Raw genomic sequence first — 18,469 nt, 5'->3', positions numbered from 1 at the left:
TTGGTGCTCCTCTGTCTCGATGGGGGTTTCCGTCCTGTGCCGCAACTGCCGGTAACGGCCTGCTCGGTAACGGCCTGCTCAGGTGCGACAGGTCCGGGCGGGCTGACGGGCCGGTGGCCGCGATGCGGGGCCGACGCTTCCGAGTGGCGGCGCGGCGAGCGTCGATGGAGTGAGGACGGCCGGTGGCTCCGAGCTGGCAGTTCCCGGTCCGCCCGGCAGCCGTGCCGGAGTACTGACCCGGCCGACTTGATCCCCTCCTTCAGGAAGCCGGTCTCGTCGACGATCAGGACCCCGTCGTCATCGCCGAGATGCTCCGTCACGTAGGCGAACAGGGCGTCACGCACGGCGTCCGGGTCCCATGCCGACCGGTTGAGCAGCCGCTGCATCCGGTCCGGCCTCGCGTCGCCAGCGGCCTCCTCCAAGGTCCAGCCGTTCTTACTAACCAGGGGCGGCAACAACCGACCAGATAGCTCAGCACCTGCCGGCGCGGCTCCGGACGACCGAGACGATGCGCGAACCGAGCCAGCACATCATCCAGATCCGCCCGCCACCCGACAACCTCATCGGCCAACACAAGTGCGACAGCCTGCCCGGACGAGCACCGACCACACTAAGGGATGTCTCGTAACTGACCTAAACGCGGCGATGAGGTCTTGGCGGGAAGGCGAGGTCGTGCCGTTGCGGAGAATGAGGCCATGAGCAAAGAGGCAAGACGCGCTGTGGTGGCCGCGCTGATCGAACTCGCGGGAAGCCCCGACTTCCAGGATCGGGCTGACGCGGGCCGAAGTCTGGCGAGTTTCGCAGAGGATCCTGATGCCCGCAGAAGGCTGTTAGGCCTCGTGCTGGACACCGAGGACACGTTCGTTACGCGCGTGACGACGGTGGCATTGCTTCGCCGTCAGGATGCGGCCGGACTGAGGGTGGTCGCCTCAGCGCTCGCGGCGGCCGACTCCAACCACGCTGATTGGATTCACACCGCGGTGCTCGATGTGTTCATGGTGTTCGGCCGCGGCCGCGACGCCGCGGTGCGTGAGTGTGAGATGTTGATCCACGACCCGGATGATCACGTTCGCGACGGCGCCGCGCAGTTGATCGACACGCTCGCCGAGATCGATCCGGTCCTTCTCCCGTCAAGAGACGGCTGAGGGCCACGTAGCCCGGGGTTGATCCGCTCCAGACGTGATCCATCATCGATGAGTGCAGGTGATGTCGGCCGTCCGTCATGAGTTGATCCACCCGTTCACCGGGCTAAGTCCGGCCCAGTTCCGTCGGCTGGTACGCCTGGTCGCGCGACGCGGCGGTGATGACATCGCCGATGGCCGTCCGGGGCGGCCGTAGGCTCTTGGCCTGGCGGACCGCGTCCTGTTGGTGGCCGTGTACTGGCGTACGAACTTGATGCGGCAACTCGGGCCGTTGTTCGGGGTATCACACTCGGCAGTCCATCGGGTCCTCGACACCGTCGGACCGCTACTGGCTCTGGCGCCGGTACGTCGCCGCCCGAAGGACCAGGTAGCGATTGTGGACGGCACTCTGATCCCGACGCGCGATCACCGCCTCGCGGCACCGAGCAAGAACTACCGCTACTCGGCCAATCTGCAGGTCGCCATCGACGCGAACACTCAGCTGGTCATCGCCCTTGGCGACCCCCGGCCCGGCAACGGTAACGACACCATCGTCTACCGCAGCAGTGGCATCAACGACCGGCTCGCCGGCCTTGCGGTGATGGCCGACGGCGCCTACCGGGGCAATCCGGAGGTGATAATCCCCTACCGCAAACCCGCCGATGGCAGCGAACTGTCCTCCTGGAAAAAGGACTACAACGCCGGGCACCGCAAGATCCGGGCCCGGGTCGAGCACTGCCTGGCCCGCCTCAAGACCTACAAAATCCTCCGCGACTACCGCCGCGCCGGCCCTACCCTCGCGGTCACCGCCGCCGGAATCGCTCATCTACACAACATCGCCCTGGCCGGCTGATTCAGCCGGTTATGGGCAACGTCGGCACTGAGTTACGAGACATCGCTTAGACAGACGGTGTGCGATTATTTAACCCGCACGACGGATGGCATCGACATCGGCACCTACATGACTGGCGTTGACCCGACGCAGATCATGCCGATGAGCTGCCGAAACTTCAGATCACGCAACTGTGGCTGGGGTATTGAGGCTGCCGGGCGGCGGGCCCAGCCCCGCACGCCAGCATGTTTCCTCATAGCTTTGTTCGGTACGATTTGCGGGAGGTTTCACCCATCCCAGGCGGCGCCTCGGCGGTCGGCAAGACGGGACGCTTCGCGGCGTAATAGTCCTGTCCGGGACGATGTGCGCGAGGTTTCACCCATCCAGGGGGGCGCCTCGGCGGTCGGCGAGACGGGACGCTGCGCGGCGCACCTGCCTTGCTGGCCGCTTCATTTGCCACGACAGCGAGCAGCCAGGCCGAACGTCAGGCAGAAGCGCGACGACCACGGACGGCGTCGTCGCCACGGGCTACCGCGAGATCGTCGTACGAGACAGCGATGCGCTGCGTTCAATCGCTGGCCTTGCCTAGCTGGCTGGGCGGTACCGCTAGGTCGACGGAACGCGGCGCCGGTGAGGCTGTAGAGCTCGGCCTCGGTGACGTGTTGCGCTGCCCAGGTTGGCGACGGCGTGGCCGGTGCGGCGACGACAGCGTCCTCGGCGGCTTCGACGCAGCGCCTGACCTGTTTGGTGACAGTGTTGGGCTGCGGATGTGTGCAGGTAGAAGCCCGTCACCGGAACCTTCGGTGACGGGCTTCTCCGCTGTCGCTCCTCGAATCGGAAGCAGGCAGCTCCCTGGCGCACCGGCGGCGAGGCGGCAAAGCCGCCGCGCAACCCATGTCACCCGCTGGATCCAAACACCGAGCACGGACAACGCCGCACGTAACGCTCCCCGAAAGCGGACCTCAACCTCCGAACCGTCCTCTGTGGGGGGAGAGTGATCCGCGTCGCGGGTGCGCGCGGATCCGGTCGGCGCCCTTGACCGTCTGCCACTGGTGGAACCGCTTCGAGTAGAGGGCTCCGACCGTCGTTACGATCTTCGTGCCCACTGGGCGGGATCAGCCGGTGCTTCCTCCTGACGGCGCATCACCGGGTGTGGTCTACCAGTTCTGGGCGAGGTAGAGCTCGTTGCCGTTCTCGCCCTGGCACCGGTACTTCTCCGCGCCTCCACTCTCCACCACGCTCGTCCCGGTGGCCGCGCATTCAGCGGCCGAAGAATAGGTCCCGTAGTAGTGCCAGGTGTAGATGCCGGCGCTGGCGGGTGCCGGCGCCACCAGGGTGAGCGCGGCCAGGACGCTGCCGACCGCAGCCGCTCTGCGCAGGTTCTTCAGTGACATCTCGTTCCTCCGTAATCGGTTGTCGGCCTCCACCCGGATGATGGAAGGCCGGGTCTGTGGGTGGTGGTGCTCAGCGCAGCCGTGCGGCCCGGGTCCGGAAGGACCGAGACGGTCCGATGCACGCTGCTCGTCACAGCCGTTCCACGTTGGCTCGCCCGGGCGGGAGCTGGTGCACCGTGTCGAGCACGGCGGTCGCCCTGTGCCAGTCGATATGGCCCTGCAACGCGTCGTGCGGGGTCACCAGCACCACGCAGTCGTATTCGTCGAGCCGGAGATGTTGGACCTCCGTCGAGCTGAGGGTGGTTCCCCCGACCTCGATCCGGCCGGCCCACGGGTCGCAGTACTCGACCCGGGCACCGTGGGCGAGCAGCCGGTCGATGATCGTCAGGGCGGGGGCGTTGCGCAGGTCCGGTACGTTCGCCTTGTACGTCACACCCACCAGCAGCACCCGGCTGCCCTCGGTGGGGATGCCCCGACGGGCCAGCAGTTGCCGCACCCGATCGACGACGGTCAGCGGGCGTCGGCTGGCCTGACGATGCGCCGCCTCGATCACTTGCAGGTGAACGGACTGCCGATCCGCCTCGTCGATGAGGAAGAGCGGATCAACCGGGATGCACTCGCCACCGATACCCGGGCCGGGCCAGTGCGGCAGATAGCCGAACGGCTTGGTCGCCGCTGCCCGGATCACCTCGTCCACCGGCACACCGAGCTTGTGGCAGAGATCGGAGATCTCGTTCGAGAAGCTGATGTTCACGAGCCGCGCGCTGTTCTCCAGCAGCTTGCTCATCTCAGCGACCGTGGCATCGGAGAGCACGGCGACCTCCATGGCGATCGACCGCAACACCGTCGCCGCCCGGTGCGTGCACGCGGGGGTGCTGCCGCCAACGACGCGGGGGGTGTTGGTGACGGTCCAACCGTCGCGGTTGGCCGGGTTCACCCGCTCCGGTGCGCACGCCACGAAGAGGTCCTCGCCGAGCGTCAGAGCGCGTTCTGCGGCGAGCCGGTCCGCCCAGCGCCGCGTCGTGCCAGGTGGCACGGTCGACTGGAGGATCAGGACCGTACCCGGCCTGATCATGGGCGTGACCGAGCTGAGCGCCGTGTCCACGAAGGTCAGGTCGGGTTGCTCGTCGGCGGTGACCGGGGTGGGGACACACATGACGACGACGTCGGCATCGGCGACGCTGTGGGGTCCCGCCGCCAGGCTCAGCCGTCCGGCGATCGCACGCAGCTGCTCGTCGCTGATGTCCGGAAGGTACGACTCGCCGCGGCGCAGCAGCTCCAGTTTGGTTTCGTCGATGTCGACGCCCTCGACGCGGAAGCCGGCGGCGGCGAACGCATGCGCCAGGGGCAGGCCGGTGTAGCCGAGTCCGATCACCGCGATCGTCAGATCACGGTTCCGGGCTCGCTGCTCGAAGGCGCCCTCGTCGTGGTAGCGGGTCGACATTGCTGGTTCGGTGACAACGTTCATCTCTTCTCGCCCTCGATGCACGGGCCGGAGCGCTTCCGGCGCGACCTGGCCAGGTCTACTGACGCCCTTTTCTCAACGCGGCGTGGTGTGACGTCCGAGTGCCTCCGCCGGGCTCCCCGGCCCAGGCCGTGGCGGCCGACGTGGTCGGCCACATTCACCGGTCTGAGCCGCCGGCCGCCGTCCGGCGGATGGTGGCCGGCGGCGTCGCGTCACCGGGCGACGGTGCCCTCCCTGAGCCGCGTGATCATCCGCTGCGTGGTCACCAGGGGTGATTCACCGGCGACCGGGTCGCCGTCCGTTTCCGGCCGGGCCGGTTGGTCCCGGTACCGGACGTTCCAGGCCTCATGCCCGGCGAAGGGGATGGACTCCTCCGGCTGGTACAGCGGGTAACTGCGGTAGCGGTTGACACCGGGCCTGGCCTCGCCGCTGACCAGAATGGGGTCCAGGTATAGGCCGTCGCTACTGATCCGGGTGGACGTCGGGATGTACCCGATGTCGAGCCCGCACCGGCGCTTCGGAGAGGTGTTCGGCTCCGAGCAGTGCAGGATGTGCGGGTGGTGGATCGACACATCGCCGGGATTGAGCTCGATGTCGACGATGCCGCGCTCCTGCGCCCACTTCTCGACCAGTTCCCCATCAGCGGCGGAGAACAGCATGTTCGGCTCGTCGGTACGCGGTGACGGCCGGTAGAGGGGGATCTCATGGCTGCCGGGGATGATGCGGAGGCAACCGTTTTCCGTGGTGCTCTCGTCCACCGCGAGCCAGACGGTCAGCGCCTGCATCGGCTCCAGCTTCCAGTACGCGCCGTCCTGGTGCCACAGCACCGGCTGCCCGGTGAAGGGCGGCTTGCAGATGTAGTGGGCAGTGAAGCAGGCGATGTCCGGTCCAAGGAAATACCGGCCGATCTCGGCGAGCCGCTCGTCGGTGACCAGCCGGACCCAGAAGGCGTCGTTGCGGATCAGCGGGTGGTGGAAGTGCTCCGGCCGCAGGTCCGGGTACTTCGCGGTGAGCCAGTCCACGTGGGCCCTGACCTCGGCCAGCAGGTCCTGCGGAATGACGTTCCGAATGATGGCGAAACCCTGTGTGGCGTATTCCTTGGCAGCGACTTCCAGTGCGTTCACGATTCTCTCCCCAACTGTCGATGCGGTCCTGTCGTTGATCAAGCCGATCGGTCCGTTGACCTGCGTCCTCGGGCGATGACCCTGATCGGCTGGTGCAAGCGGGGTGGATGGGTCTCGTCGGGTACCTCAGCCCAGGTAGTCCTCGGCGTTGCCGGTGCGCACGGTGTCGAGGGTGAAGCAGTGGAAGCCGCCACCGAAGAGCCGCCGATGCCGGTGCCGTACCGGAACCACGGTGAGCTTCCGGTCCTCGAGTGCGCGGATCAGCGTGCGGCACTCGTCGTTGACCAGGACCGTGTCCTCGTCCACCGACAGCAGGTTCAGGTCGATGTACGGGCTGGGCGGAATGGGGTCGCCGTTCTCGTACTGCGGGTAGTCGTGCAGCTCCGGAACCGGCGACACCACCGTGTCCCAGGCCCGCAGCTGCTTGGGCAGGAAGTCCAGAACCCGCTCGGACCGGATGAGGAGCAGTCCCGGGCGCAGCGGAATCACGACGCTGTCGATGTGGCTCTGGGTCAGCTTGTGCATCCGGTGGACCCGGAACCGGCCCTGGAGGTGCCGCTCCAGCCAGTCGCAGGCAAGGGCGTGATTGGCGTTGGAGATGTTGACTATCAGATCCCGTCCAAGGCGCAGACAGTTCGCACCGTCGATCATCATTTCGAGGCCGACGTCGTAGGGAGAGGGCTGCGGCGGCTCGGGCACCTCGATGTTCGGCGCGGCGCTCGACAGGTTCGCCGGGTCGAAGGAGGCGTCGGTCATCAGCGGACGGGGCATCGTGGTCCACCTGGCTCCCTCGCGGAAGTACCGGGTGAAGACGGGCTTGAGGAACTGCGTCTCGAAGTAGCGGGCCCGAAGCGTCGGCGGTGTCTCGATGATCTCGTCGCCGAGGATGAGGGTGTTGTCCCGGAGGTTCAGTGGCGGCGTCACCGGCGCCGACCATGCCGGCGTGACCATCTCGCCGAGATCCGGGTCCAGCGCCAGCGGCCGGTGAACGGTGACTCCCAGGGCGCTGAGCTGAGCGGCTAGGCCCTCCACGTCCTCGATCAGCTCCTCGAGGAAGCGGGTCTTCAGGGCGAGGCGGTGCGGCTCGTTGCGGCGCCGGCGGTCCTCACCCGGCCGCCAGTCGGTGATGCTGGGGTAGTAGCCGCGCGCACCGGTCAGGTTGTCGCTGATGAACATGTCGAAGGACAGGTCGTGCAGCCGGGTTCGGTAGCCGTCGGCGGATCCCAGGATCACCTCCTTCAGCGGCGTGAAGTCGTCGTAGCTGTTCAGTCGCATGGTCGGGAGCGCCTTCCTCGTCGGTCAGTGTTGGTCGATGGAAATGGCCTGCACGGGGCAGCGCATTGCTGCCTCGTACACCAGGTCGTGGAACGCCTCGGCCGGCCTGCCGTCCACCAGGACGACCACCCCGTCGTCGTCCTGGTCGAAGACGTCCGGAGCCGACAGGGCGCACTGGCCCGACCCGATACACGAGCCGGCGCTGACGGTGATGTTCATGACGAACTCCGTCGAGTTCGGGGATCGTGGCCACTCACCAGGCCACCGGCAGGCTCTGCACGCCGTAGACGCTCATGTCGCAGGACAACGGCACCTGGCCTGGGTCGATCGCGACATGCAGGCGCGGGAAGCGCCGGAACAGTGCCGGCAGCGCGCTGCGCAGCTCCATGCGCACCAGGTTCTGCCCGAGGCACTGATGGATGCCGTAGCCGAAGGCCACGTGCCCGGTGGTCCTGCGTTCGATGTCCAGCCGGTCGGCGGTGCTGCCGAACCAGCCGGGATCCCGGTTGGCCGCGGGCAGCGACACCGTGATCGACTCGCCCGCACGAAGAAGTCTGCCGCCGAACCACACCTCCTCGAGCGGGGTTCGCGGCACGCCGAAATGGAAGACCGTCAGATACCTGAGCAGCTCCTCGACGGCGTTGTCCGTCAGGGTGGGATCCGCGACCAGCTTGGCGAGCTGGTCGGGATGGGACAGGAGCGCGAAGGTGCTCAGCGCCAGCGATTTCGACGTCGACTCGTGCCCCGCGGTGAGGAGCAGCACCCCCACTCCGGCGATCTCCTCCGGGTCGAGGGTGCCGTCCTCGGCGAGCATGGCGAGCAGTCCCTCGCCCCGGTCGCGATCCCGCTTGGTCAGCCCCCGGAGCAGGGCGTACAGCTTGTCCATGGCGGCCGAGGCCTCGGCCGCCGTGGCCTGGAGGCTGAACAGGGTCTCGCTGTGTCGCTGGAACTCGTCCCGCTCGTCGTAGGGCACGCCGAGTATTTCGCAGATCAACTGCGAGGGCAGGGGCAGCGCGAGGTGCTGCACCAGGTCGACGGGCGGCCCGTGGTGTTCCATGTCCGACAACAGTTGGTCCACGATCTGGTCGACCTTGGGGCGCAGCTCCCGCATCCGTCGTGCGGTGAACCGACCCGCCAGCTGCTGACGGAGCCGGGTGTGCTCCGGGGGATCCATGTCTACGAGCCACCCCGGCAACGCCGGGGATCCGTAGAACGGCTCGGCGCCGGGACGGGACACCGGTGGTCGCTTGAACTCGGAGCGCGCGCTGAACCGCGGGTCACTCAGCATCGCGCGTGCCAGCTCGTGGCTGGTGACGATCCAGCCGACATGGCCGTCGGGGTACACCATGCGAGTGATCGGCTCCCGTGCCCGCAGTTCCGACAGCTCGGCGGGTGGGTCGAACGGAGCGGGACGCACGGTCGGATACACGGGGATGGTGTTGCCGGTCACGCGGGTATCTCCTTCCGGAAGAAGCTGGCCAGTCGCTGCACACCCGTCTCGATCTGGTCCGGATCCAGGTAGCTGCACGAGAGCCGGAGCTGGTGATCGCCGCTGTGGTCGAGGTAGAACGGCGCCATCGGGGTCCAGAGCACGCCGTACTGACCGGCGGACACCTCGAGCAGGTCGGCGTCCGCCGGCACCGGCAGCCGGACCCGCACGAAGAAACCACCCGACGGGCGGTTCCAGCTGATGGCGCCGCTGCCGTAGGTGCCGACGTGCCGGTCCAGCGCCTTCAGCAGATGAGCCAGGTTGCGCTGGTACAGGGCGGCCCGCCGCCGGCCCAACTCCACGAGTGATCCACCGTGCCGCAGCAGCACCCCGGCGACCACCGCCTGGCACAGGGGGGAGGTGTTGACGGTGACCATGCCCTTGATCGCGGCAAGCTGGGTGGCCAACCGCTGCCTCCGGCCGGTGTGCGCGTCGCCGACCCACTGGTCGGCCAACACGTAGCCCACCCGGGCTCCGGGAAAGCAGATCTTGGCGAATGTGCCGATGGAAACCACCCGGCCGACGCGGTCCAGCGCCTTGAGGGGCGGTAGCTCCGACCCGGCCGGCGAGGTGAAGCCGTATGCGTTGTCCTCGACAACGAGGAAGTCTTCCCGCTCGGCCAGATCGAGCAGGCGGCGTCGGCACCGGAGTGACATCCGGCCGCCACCGGGATTGGCGTGGTCTGGGGACACGTAGACGGCGCGAATCCGGCCGTTCGCGTGCCGGGCCGCGTGGCACGCCTGAGCGAGCTGGTCGACGTCGATCCCGTCGACGCTCTCCCGTACGCCTGTCACCGGCACGTCGAGCAGTCGTGCCGCGCCCAGGATGCCGACGAAGCTGGGATCCGCCACCGCGAGCACGTCACCGGGGCGCGCGAAGAGCGCCCGCAGCACCAGCAGCATCGCCTCCTGCGCGCCGACGGTGATGACGATGCTCTCCGGCGCGGCATCGACGCCGTAGTCGTCGCGCAGCGCCTGGGCGACCAGGTCGGTGATGATGCCGGCGCTCGGGCCGTACTCGTACAGCCGTCGCCGGGCCGCCGCCGGGTCGAGGCCCCGGTCGCGAACCAGGTGATCGAGGTAGCACCTCACGTACTCGTCCGGATCGAACCCGTCAAAGAACACCGGGTGCGGCGCGCCGGGTGCGAACGAGATGGCGTCGGGATAGCGCCCCATCACCTCGTTCAGGAAGCCGATCGAACCGAGCACGGGATCTCCCAGCGAGCCGTGCAGCGTGGCGGCGTCGAGCAGCGTCATGGCTGCGGCGTCCCGTCTGCGGCCGCCGCCCGGGAGGCCTGCCACCGCCGCTCCACCTTGGTCAGGACATCCGCGCTGTAAGCGCGGGCAACCTGAGCGACCGTGAACTCCGCGAGGTACTCGCGGTACCGGTCGAGGGGCTCCTCGGCCAGCAGGAGCATCCGCCGGTTGGCGACGACCGCCGGGGCGGCCAGTTCCCGTACCGCCCGCTCGATCGCTCCGGGCAGGTCGGCCTGGGAAACCACCTCGTCGCACACCAGCCGGCCGTCGGGCCCGTCGGCCTCGATGCGTTGCCCGCCCAGGATCACGCGCCGGGCCAGCCGCGCGCCGGTGAACCGGGTCAGCCGTAGGTTGCCGAGACCGGGAATGATCCCCTCGTCGGCTGCCGGCAGACTGAAGTACGCGTCCGGCTCCGCCACGACCCGGTCGAGAACCAGCAGCAACTGCATACCGCCGCCGATGGCGAAGGAGTCGACCACGCCCACCCAGGGCTTCTGGACGGTGCGTTCACACCAGGACGCTGCTCCCGGCTCGACGAGCAGGCCCCGTACGATCTTGTTGAGATAGCCGAGCTCGCGGCCCAGCAGGAAGTCGACGAACGAGATTCGCCCGTTGCGGAGGGCTTTGAGGTTGATGCCGGCGCTGAAGACCCGCCGTCCCTGATAGCGCGGATGATCCACTGCACCACCGCGTAGCACCCCCACACGCACACGGTCGTCGAGCAGGACGAGATCGACTGCGGTTTCCAGGTCGGCGATCAGGTCGTTGTCCTCCGCGTTGAGGCACTGAGCGTTGCGGAAGGTCACGTGCGCGGCATCCCCCCGACGTTCGAGCAGCACGGTGGCAAGCCCCAGGCGCCCGGTACGGTGGAACTCCGGCAGCAGATCGGTGGCACGCGCCGTCGGCCGCAGCATCGCGTCGATGAGGTGACGACCGGCCACCGGTGAGCGGAGCACAGCGGCACAGAAGGCGGCCTGGTCCACCTCGAGGCCGTCGCGGTGCGACTGGATGAGGGCGGTCTCGGCTGCCATCCGAGACCGGTCGGGCACGAGACCGGGGAAGTGCTCCGCGGCCGCGGTGACGAGGCTCCCGAGTCGGACGTGGCGGCTCCGGTCAACGGTCAGCACGTCGTAGACAGCGTTGACGTGCCGGGCGAGAAAGCGGCCACGTGCCGTCCGCGCCTCGGTCAGCGCCCGTTCGGCCCGGCGTTGCTCGGTGGGCGTCCGGTCGGGCCGGCGGGGCAGCGAGGCGAGCGGCGCCTCGACGCGTGCGACGTACGACGCCAGTTCGGCTGCGTCCCGCTCGAGCCCGCCGCGGACCGGTGCGGTCGCGGCCAGTGGCGGCGCGGCGGTCACCGGACGGCCGCCACGACGGAGGCGGCGGCCTCCGGCGCGTCCTGACGCAGCCGCCGCAACTCCCGGTCACAGGCGGCCAGGTGTACGCCGAGGGCCTCGTCGTAACCAGCCGAGGAGGCCTCGAGCAGCAGCTGGCGGCGGACGGCCATCTCCCGGTCCGAAACCTGCCCGGTGAGGACCATGGCGGTGTGCACGGCTTCATCGAGATCCGCGCTCACCTGGTCGATGAGGCCCAGGTCGGTCGCCTTCCCCAGGGGAAGGGTGACCCCCCACATCACGATCTGACGGGCCCGCGCCATACCGAGCTGCTGAACCAGGCGATAGACGGACATGCCGGGCCAGAAGTGGCCGTCGTTCACCGGCAGGACGATCTCGAGGTCGGGCGCGGCGATCCGGAGGTCCGCGGCGAGGAGCAGATCCAGCGTCGCCCCGCCGCAGGTTCCCTGGGCCACGGCGATGTTCACCAGTGGGAGCCGCTCCAGCCGGCGGACCGCCCGTTCCCAGCGGCTCACCGCCTGGACGTTGACGTCGCCCGGCCATTCCCGGCCGTCCACCGGCGTGCCACTCAGTTGCAGCACGACCGTCGTCTTCTCGGTGCCCGCCTCGACCTGGGCGCAGATCGCGTTCACCAGAGCCGTCAGTTCGTCGAGCGGCCCGGCTCCGTCGATCGGCGCGAGCAGTCCGAGACCATCCCGCGTACGCGCGAAATCCGTAGCTTCATGCCTCATCGAATTCTCCCTCTCACCAACGCGCCAACGCCATTTCGATGGTTGAGCCGGGGCCCATCGTCATGAAGACCCCGTAATCCCCGGAATTGACCCGTCCTTCATCGCGCAGCCGTTCGAACGAGAACAGGAAGGATCCGCTGGACATGTTTCCGTGGTCACGGAGCACTCCCGTGGTATGTCTCAGATCGTCCCGGGAGAGAGTGAGATTGAGGCGTACCGAATCGATCACCTTCTTGCCGCCCGAGTGCACCACCCAGTGCGCGATGTCGTTGCGCCGCAGGCCGGTGCCGTCTAGCAGGCGGTCGAGCGCGACCTCGGCGTGCGCGCCGACGACATACGGGACCTCCGGGTCGAGGTAGAAACTGAAGCGGCCGGCGGCCTCGTCCCAGTCGTACCGCATGGCGCTCACCGCGTCGGTGACGATGCAGCTCGAGAACTTGAGCAGCTGCGGGCCGTCGCTGCGGACATCGTCGGACGACTGCACCGCGACCGCGGCCGCGCCGTCACCGAAGAGGCTGTTCACCACCGACGTCCGCATGCTGCCGTCGAAGACGTATGCGGCGGAGCACGCCTCGATGCAGACCATCATGGCGAGCCGACCGGGATGGGCCTGGGCCCACGCGGCGACCGCGGTCAGGCCGTTGAGGCCGGCGTTGCAGCCCATGCCGACCACGTCCAGTCGTGAGCAGTGCCGGTCGATGCCGAGTTCCCTGATGAGCAGGGCGGAGAAGCCGGGAGTCAGGAACCCGGTGGTGGTGACGCAGCAGAGGTAGCGGACGTCGGCCAGGGTGGCGCCGGCGTCCTTCAGGCACGCCTCGATCGCCGCAATCCCCATGGCGATGCCTTGCGTCGTGTGCTTGCGCAGCAGGTCGCCCTGGCTTTCGTCGCCCCGTGAACCGTCCGGCAACCGAGGTGGCAGCACCAGTGCCCGACGGTCGATGGCGCTGTTGAGAAAGACCGACCGGATCCGTGGATCGCGGATGCGGAACTCGTCCAGCAGGTCCTGTTGGGTGTACACGGTGGCCGGGGTGGCGGTGCCGATGCCCGTGATACGCGCGGCGGAGCTGGACGCCAGGTCGTCCATGGTTCTGCTGCTCGGCGGTGCGGCTTGTGCATTCATGCCAACTCCCGGGTCTGTCAAAGGCTGCCGGTGTCGCGGGTGCCACGTGTGGTGCGTGCCCTGTCGGGCCTTGCTATGCTTTTGGCGGGTCGCAGTCGTCAAGGTCGTCTATGAGAAAGACGGCCACATCGCCCGCGTCACTCTCAACCGGCCCGATGTCCTCGATGCGATGGATCTCCGCATGCATGAGGAGCCGGCCGACGTCTGGGACGATTTCGAGAATGGCGAGAGCCTCTGGGTCGCCCTGCTTTCCGGTGCGGGCGAACGAGCTTTTTTAGTGGGTCAGGATCTGAAGGAATTGTCCGCCAGGACGCGGGACAAGGTGGCGGGGACGGCGACCTTCGGCAGCCGCGGCAAGCCCGGCTGGCCGCGGCTCACCGAACGCTTCGATCTGGCCAAGCCGGTCGTGGCCAGGGTGCGGGGATGTGCCATGGGCGGTGGCTTCGAACTGGCCCTGGCCTGTGACCTGATCGTCGCGCCCACCGACGCCACCCTCAGTCCGCCGAAGGCCAAGCTGGGCTTGATCGCGGGCGCGGGCGGCGTGTTCCGGCTGACCCGGCAGGCGCCGTGGGAGGTGGCCATGGAGCACCTGCTGACCGGCAGACCGATGAGTGCGGCCCGCGCGTACGAGCTCGGGTTGGTCAACGAGGTGGTCGGCCCGGACGAACTGGACTCCTGCGTCGAGGGCTGACTCGCCGCCTTGCTGCGGTGCGCGCCGTTGGTCATCGCAGTCATTAGCCCAGGTAGTCCTCGGCGCCGCCGGCACGCACGGTGTCCAGCGTGAAACAGTGGAATCCGCCCCCGAAGAGCCGCCGGTGCCGATGTCGGACCGGAACGACAGTGAACTTGTGACGTTCGAGTTCCCGGATCAGTTCGGGGCAGGCCTCGTTGACCAGGACGGTCTCCGGGTCGACAGAGAGCACGTTCAGATCGATGAAAGGGCTCGTCAGGATGAGGTCGTCATCCTGGTATTGCGGGAAGCTGTCTGCCGAGACGACGGGCGGCACGATCATGTCCCAGGACCGCAGCGGCGCGGGCAGCTTCTCGGCCACATCGCGTGAGCGCACCAGGAGCGTGCCGGGGCGCAGCGCGAGGACCATACTGTCGATGTGGCTGTCGCTGAGCCGGTGGACCCGGTGGATGCGGAACCGGCCCTCCAGGTGGCGTTCAAGCCAGTCGCAGGCGAGAGCATGGTTGGCTGTCGAGATGTTGACCACGATGTCCCGGCCGAGCCGCAGACACTGCGCGCCATCGAACATCATCTCCAGGCCGGTGTCGTAGGGGGAGGGGGCCACCTCCCCGATCGGCTCGGTCGGCCCTCCCGCGGTGGTCGCTCGAACGTAGGACAGGTCGAACGAGGCGTCGGTCATGAAGGGCCGCGGCATGACGGACCACCGGGCGCCCTGACGGGCGTAGTCGGCGAAGATCGGCTTGAGTAACTGGGTCTCGAAGTATCGCGCCCGGATCATCGGAGGCGTCTCGATGATCTCGTCGCCCACGATGAGAGTGTTGTCGCGAACGTTCAACGGGGGCACGACCGGCGCGGACCACGCCGGGGTGCGGACCGCAGCGGTGCTCGGATCCACGTCGATCGGCCGGTGCACGGTGACGGAAAGGGACTCGAGGGCCGCCACGATGCCGGCGAGGTCCTCGTTGAGCTCTTCCACGTACCGTGCCTTGATCGGCATCCGGCCTTGGTGCTCGGCCTGCTGCCCGGAGCGCAACGACAGGCGAGGGTAGTACCACTCGGAACGTGCCGGATTGTCGTTGACGATGTTCTCGTGAAAGAAGAGATCGAACGACAGCTCTCGATCGTGGGAGACGTAATTTGTTGCGGAGCCGACGATGATCTCCCGTAAGGGAGACCACTCGTCAAAGCTATTTAGTCGCATGTGGGTCCCCGTTCATCGATACCCGGATCGCGCTCATGGGAGAACCCTGATGCGGTTTCCAGATATCGGATTATGGCCGGTCCCCGTCCGTCCGGCGCAGCAACATGCAAACACACCCCATCGATGCGCCGCAATCCCGTTGATCAGCTGCGGCGGTGTGATCCAGATCACTGTCCGCCCACGCAGGCCGCAGTGCGACCAACGTCGCAGGCGACTGTCTCCAGTGCTCCCAGCAGGCAAAACTCCCGGACATGCTGACCACGGGCGAGGCTCGGAGGCGCCCGCCAGGCGCAGCCATCGGTCACCTAGGTGAACCGCCGTGGCGCGCTCCGTGACGATCTTCGTGCCTCCTGGTCGTGGTGTGGTCTAGCCGAATTCGTCCACTAGAGCGCGGCGGCATCCGATAAGCGGCTTGTCTAAATGCGTGTGATCCATGTCACATCGGCCTGCCCTTGTTCCCTGAGTAGTGCGTCAGGTTGAGTGCGACGTGCCGATTCTTTGCATCGGTGACAGCCACCACCCAATCGTTCAAACGGGGAGGATGATGGGGATGGCAGACGCAAGTCGTCTCATTGACCCAGTTCACGAGCGGTTCAACTTCCTGGTCAACGCGCCCGCACTCTTCAATGCGGTGACGACGGCCGCGGAATTGCGAATATTTCACCTTCTCGCCGAGCAGCCCGGATGCGATTTCACCGCCATTCGGGCGCACACGGGAGTGCCCGACCATCAGCTCCGCGTCCTGCTCCAGGCGGTCTGCTCGACCGGACTGATCGAGCGGCACGACGGGCGTTACCACAACTCGACGGTGGCGGGAGAGCTGCTGGCCTCGGACGCCGAGGACAGCTGGAGCCATATCCTTCTCGGCTGGCGCGAGGTCTACTACCCGGCCTTCGCCCAGATGACCGAGGCACTGCGTGCCGGCACCAACACCGCCTTGAGCAGATTTCCCGGCGACGAGCCGACGCTGTACCAACGCCTCTCCCGAAACCCGGAGGTGGAGGCGGTGTTTCACCGCGCGATGAGCGCCTTCACGCTGCGCTCGGTGGACGCCCTTGTCGGCCGGGAGGAGTTCCGGAAGGTCCGGCACCTGCTGGACGTCGGCGGGGGAGACGGCAGCACCGCGGCCCGGCTCGTCTCCCGGCACCCCGGCATGCGTTGCACTGTCTTCGACATGCCGAGCGTGTCCCGGCTCGCCGAGGAGAACTCCGAGCGGGATCTCCCCGGCGTCACCCTGCACCCGGGGGACATCTTCGCCGACGAGTTCCCCGTCGGCGCCGACGCCGTGCTCTTCAGTCACGTGCTGGAGATCTTCGCCGCGGAACAGATCCTCGGCCTGATGCGGAAGGCGTACGACGCGCTTCCTGATGGCGGGCGGGTCTTCGTCTACGGCTACAACGTGTCCGACGACGAGACCACCGGCATCTTCGGCGCCCGGCTAGGGCTCTACTTCAATGTGCTGGCCAGTGGCCAGGGCATGGCCTACCCGGCGCGCGACTACGAGCGGTGGTTGCGCGAGGTGGGCTTCCGCGAGGTGGCCACCATCGGCGACCTCCCGTACGAGCACGGTCTCACGCTGGGCGTCAAGTAGCCCTTCGCGCCGACCGCCTCGGACAACCCACCTGACCTCTCCGCCCTCGCCACCGCCGACCGGTCGTGGTCCTCGGGCCGTCGCACGGTCGGCCGCCTTCGGGGTCCCTCCGGCCAATCCATCCTGGCCGGCCGCTTCCGGAGCTCCACGGTGCCGCCGGCGTTCCAGCGCGCCCGCGTCCCTGACCGCCGTACCGGTTGACCGGCTCGCCGCGCCGTCGGACACCAGGCCGTGCCCGCCCCCGCCGATCCGAGCAGAAAGGAAACACGAATGTCCAACCCGTTCGACGACCCCAAGGGTCGCTTCCTGGTCCTCGTCAACGACGAGGGACAGCACTCGCTCTGGCCGGAGTTCGCCGCGGTGCCCACCGGCTGGACGGTCGTCCACGGCGCCGCCGACCGGCCCTCCTGCATCGCCTACGTCAACGAGAACTGGCCGGACATGCGTCCGCACAGCCTGGTCGCGCAGATGAACCCGACGACCTGAGCGTCGCCTCGAAGCACCTCCGGTGCCATGACGCACCCGGCCAGCCGTCGATGTCCTCACCACCAGGGAGAAGCCGTTCATGATCGCCGATTCGGTTCACGAGAGGTTCGAGGCACAGGCACGGCTGACGCCGGATGCCGTCGCTCTCGTCGGTGACGGCGCCGACCTGTCGTACGGGGCTCTGAACGCCGCCGCCAACCGCCTCGCCCATGAGCTCATCGGCCGAGGTGCGCGGGCCGGGCGAACCGTGCTGCTCGCGCTGCCCCGGGACGCGCGGCTGGTCGTCGCCGCACTGGCGGTGCTGAAGTCCGGCGGCGCCTACCTGCTGATCGAGCAGGACCGGTCGGCGGATCACGTCGCGCAGCTGGTGCAGGCGGCCGGACCGGCGCTCGCGCTCGGTCTCGGCGATTCCGGGTCTACGGCGCAGGCGTGCGCCGCAGCCGGAGTGTCCTGGCTGGACACGGGGGGCGAGGAACTGCGGGCAGGCCGGGCCGCGCTGCCGGAACACAATCCGCCGAACGCGGCCGGCGGGGACGCCGCAGCGTGCCTGATCGCGCCGGACGTGTCCGGTGACCGGCCGGGGATCGTCGTGCTCAGCCACGGCGAGTTCGCCGACCTGCTGGGAGCGAACGGCCCCGGCACGCATTCGAGCAGCGCCCTGACGAGGGCCGAGGTGCCCGCCGCCGACCTGCTGGCACCGCTGCTCACGGGGGCGGCGGTGCGGCTGGTCCCGGCGCCGCGAGGCCAAGCCGACGGAGCTGCGGAGGCGACCTCGGCGGTCACCCCGGCACACGGTGAGGGGGATCCGGTGCCACCGCCTCTGGTGCCCGGACCGCGTCCGCCGGCGGTGCCGGTGTCCTTCGAGCAGCGGAGATTCTGGTTCCTCCATCAGATGGAGGGACCGCAGCGGACCCACCTCCTGCCGATCGTCTACCGGCTGCGGGGGCCGCTGGACGTCGGAACGCTGCGCGCCGGGCTGGGCGACCTCGTGGCGCGGCACGAGGTGCTGCGGACCGTGTTGCGGGAGACCGACGGCGAGCCCGTGCAGGTGGTGCTGCCGGGTGCGGCCGTACCGGTCGAGGAACTGACGTGCACGGAGGCGGACCTGCCGCAGGCGGTGGAGCGCGCGTCGGAGCACGTCTTCGACCTGTCCCGGGACGTGCCGCTGCGGGCCACCGTCATCTCGGTGGGCCCGGCCGACCACGTGCTGGTGCTGCTGCTTCACCAGATCGCCTGCGACCCCGGGTCTCAGCAGCCGCTGATCCGCGACCTTTCGGTGGCGTATGGGGCGCGGTTGGAGGGTGGGGTGCCGGGGTGGGCGCCGTTGCCGGTGCAGTACGG

General features: G+C 68.3%; 16 protein-coding genes and 3 pseudogenes. 7 read left to right on the top strand and 12 right to left on the bottom strand.

What is annotated here, in order from left to right:
- Positions 1–187: 187 nt before the first annotated feature.
- Positions 188–571: pseudogene (locus ACLQ22_RS10865) on the bottom strand (transposase); the annotation flags it as partial.
- A 124-nt stretch (positions 572–695) separates the two neighbouring features.
- On the opposite strand from ACLQ22_RS10865, the gene ACLQ22_RS10860 reads away from it, so the two are divergent.
- Both ACLQ22_RS10860 and ACLQ22_RS10855 read left to right on the top strand, forming a co-directional pair.
- On the top strand, positions 696–1,145 hold the full coding sequence (locus ACLQ22_RS10860; protein WP_425692175.1) for a hypothetical protein: 450 nt from the start codon (positions 696–698) through the stop codon (positions 1,143–1,145).
- Positions 1,146–1,197: 52 nt separating this feature from the next.
- Positions 1,198–1,974 (top strand): annotated as a pseudogene (locus ACLQ22_RS10855) (transposase family protein).
- A gap of 1,136 nt (positions 1,975–3,110) precedes the next feature.
- On the opposite strand, the gene ACLQ22_RS10850 reads toward ACLQ22_RS10855, so the two are convergent.
- The 10 genes from ACLQ22_RS10850 to dpgA all read right to left on the bottom strand — a co-directional run bounded on the left by ACLQ22_RS10850 (position 3,111) and on the right by dpgA (position 13,123).
- Positions 3,111–3,347, bottom strand: a complete 237-nt coding sequence (locus ACLQ22_RS10850; RefSeq protein WP_425692174.1) for a hypothetical protein — start codon at positions 3,345–3,347, stop codon at positions 3,111–3,113.
- A 130-nt stretch (positions 3,348–3,477) separates the two neighbouring features.
- Positions 3,478–4,815, bottom strand: a complete 1,338-nt coding sequence (locus ACLQ22_RS10845) for a nucleotide sugar dehydrogenase (RefSeq protein ID WP_425692173.1) — start codon at positions 4,813–4,815, stop codon at positions 3,478–3,480.
- A gap of 209 nt (positions 4,816–5,024) precedes the next feature.
- Positions 5,025–5,978 (bottom strand): phytanoyl-CoA dioxygenase family protein, encoded by a 954-nt coding sequence (locus ACLQ22_RS10840; protein WP_425692172.1) that lies wholly within the window; start codon positions 5,976–5,978, stop codon positions 5,025–5,027.
- An 84-nt stretch (positions 5,979–6,062) separates the two neighbouring features.
- Positions 6,063–7,211 carry a glycine amidinotransferase gene (locus tag ACLQ22_RS10835; protein WP_425692171.1) on the bottom strand — a complete coding sequence of 383 codons (1,149 nt, stop codon included), beginning with the start codon at positions 7,209–7,211 and terminating at the stop codon, positions 6,063–6,065.
- A gap of 24 nt (positions 7,212–7,235) precedes the next feature.
- Positions 7,236–7,430, bottom strand: a complete 195-nt coding sequence (locus ACLQ22_RS10830; RefSeq protein WP_425692170.1) for a ferredoxin — start codon at positions 7,428–7,430, stop codon at positions 7,236–7,238.
- A gap of 34 nt (positions 7,431–7,464) precedes the next feature.
- Positions 7,465–8,661 carry a cytochrome P450 gene (locus ACLQ22_RS10825; protein ID WP_425692169.1) on the bottom strand — a complete coding sequence of 399 codons (1,197 nt, stop codon included), beginning with the start codon at positions 8,659–8,661 and terminating at the stop codon, positions 7,465–7,467.
- Positions 8,658–9,956 carry a PLP-dependent aminotransferase family protein gene (locus ACLQ22_RS10820; protein WP_425692168.1) on the bottom strand — a complete coding sequence of 433 codons (1,299 nt, stop codon included), beginning with the start codon at positions 9,954–9,956 and terminating at the stop codon, positions 8,658–8,660. The genes ACLQ22_RS10825 and ACLQ22_RS10820 overlap by 4 nt, the downstream gene beginning before the upstream one ends.
- Entirely contained in the window at positions 9,953–11,311 is a 1,359-nt protein-coding gene (gene dpgC / locus ACLQ22_RS10815) for a (3,5-dihydroxyphenyl)acetyl-CoA 1,2-dioxygenase DpgC (protein WP_425692167.1), read from the bottom strand. Before dpgC ends, ACLQ22_RS10820 begins: the two co-directional genes overlap by 4 nt.
- Entirely contained in the window at positions 11,308–12,039 is a 732-nt protein-coding gene (gene dpgB / locus ACLQ22_RS10810; protein ID WP_425692166.1) for an enoyl-CoA-hydratase DpgB, read from the bottom strand. The genes dpgC and dpgB overlap by 4 nt, the downstream gene beginning before the upstream one ends.
- A gap of 13 nt (positions 12,040–12,052) precedes the next feature.
- Positions 12,053–13,123, bottom strand: coding sequence for a 3,5-dihydroxyphenylacetyl-CoA synthase DpgA (dpgA, locus tag ACLQ22_RS10805; protein WP_425692165.1), 1,071 nt, complete (start codon positions 13,121–13,123; stop codon positions 12,053–12,055).
- 91 nt (positions 13,124–13,214) lie between these two features.
- On the opposite strand from dpgA, the gene ACLQ22_RS10800 reads away from it, so the two are divergent.
- The gene (locus ACLQ22_RS10800; RefSeq protein ID WP_425692164.1) at positions 13,215–13,850 is read left to right on the top strand and encodes an enoyl-CoA hydratase-related protein; all 636 of its coding nucleotides are present in this window, start codon (positions 13,215–13,217) and stop codon (positions 13,848–13,850) included.
- 43 nt (positions 13,851–13,893) lie between these two features.
- Here the strand turns inward: ACLQ22_RS10800 and ACLQ22_RS10795 are convergent, their stop codons facing one another.
- Positions 13,894–15,051, bottom strand: a complete 1,158-nt coding sequence (locus ACLQ22_RS10795; RefSeq protein ID WP_425692163.1) for a glycine amidinotransferase — start codon at positions 15,049–15,051, stop codon at positions 13,894–13,896.
- Positions 15,052–15,592: 541 nt separating this feature from the next.
- Between ACLQ22_RS10795 and ACLQ22_RS10790 the strand changes: the two are divergent.
- The 4 genes and pseudogenes from ACLQ22_RS10790 to ACLQ22_RS10775 form a co-directional block, all read left to right on the top strand.
- A pseudogene (locus ACLQ22_RS10790) lies at positions 15,593–15,820 on the top strand (hypothetical protein); the annotation flags it as partial.
- A gap of 39 nt (positions 15,821–15,859) precedes the next feature.
- Entirely contained in the window at positions 15,860–16,642 is a 783-nt protein-coding gene (locus ACLQ22_RS10785) for a methyltransferase (RefSeq protein WP_425692462.1), read from the top strand.
- Positions 16,643–16,912: 270 nt separating this feature from the next.
- A complete protein-coding gene (locus ACLQ22_RS10780; protein ID WP_425692162.1) occupies positions 16,913–17,128 on the top strand; it encodes an MbtH family protein in 216 nt (71 codons plus the stop codon).
- A gap of 79 nt (positions 17,129–17,207) precedes the next feature.
- Positions 17,208–18,469 (top strand): condensation domain-containing protein (locus ACLQ22_RS10775; protein WP_425692161.1); only part of this gene is annotated, 1,262 nt, incomplete at its 3' end.

Origin of the sequence: Micromonospora sp. DT178, from assembly GCF_049841695.1 — a bacterium.
In the GTDB taxonomy this organism is placed as follows: domain Bacteria; phylum Actinomycetota; class Actinomycetes; order Mycobacteriales; family Micromonosporaceae; genus Micromonospora.
Note: the sequence above shows the minus strand (reverse complement) of the source record. Positions and strands in the feature narration are given on the sequence as shown.

Bases quoted from the DNA above. Each gene is read 5' to 3' on its own strand.
- ACLQ22_RS10860 (WP_425692175.1), top strand. From the start codon at position 696: ATGAGCAAAGAGGCAAGACGCGCTGTGGTGGCCGCGCTGATCGAACTC.
- ACLQ22_RS10850 (WP_425692174.1), bottom strand. From the start codon at position 3,347: ATGTCACTGAAGAACCTGCGCAGAGCGGCTGCGGTCGGCAGCGTCCTG.
- ACLQ22_RS10845 (WP_425692173.1), bottom strand. From the start codon at position 4,815: ATGAACGTTGTCACCGAACCAGCAATGTCGACCCGCTACCACGACGAG.
- ACLQ22_RS10835 (WP_425692171.1), bottom strand. From the start codon at position 7,211: ATGCGACTGAACAGCTACGACGACTTCACGCCGCTGAAGGAGGTGATC.
- ACLQ22_RS10830 (WP_425692170.1), bottom strand. From the start codon at position 7,430: ATGAACATCACCGTCAGCGCCGGCTCGTGTATCGGGTCGGGCCAGTGC.
- ACLQ22_RS10820 (WP_425692168.1), bottom strand. From the start codon at position 9,956: ATGACGCTGCTCGACGCCGCCACGCTGCACGGCTCGCTGGGAGATCCC.
- dpgB (WP_425692166.1), bottom strand. From the start codon at position 12,039: ATGAGGCATGAAGCTACGGATTTCGCGCGTACGCGGGATGGTCTCGGA.
- dpgA (WP_425692165.1), bottom strand. From the start codon at position 13,123: ATGGACGACCTGGCGTCCAGCTCCGCCGCGCGTATCACGGGCATCGGC.
- ACLQ22_RS10795 (WP_425692163.1), bottom strand. From the start codon at position 15,051: ATGCGACTAAATAGCTTTGACGAGTGGTCTCCCTTACGGGAGATCATC.
- ACLQ22_RS10780 (WP_425692162.1), top strand. From the start codon at position 16,913: ATGTCCAACCCGTTCGACGACCCCAAGGGTCGCTTCCTGGTCCTCGTC.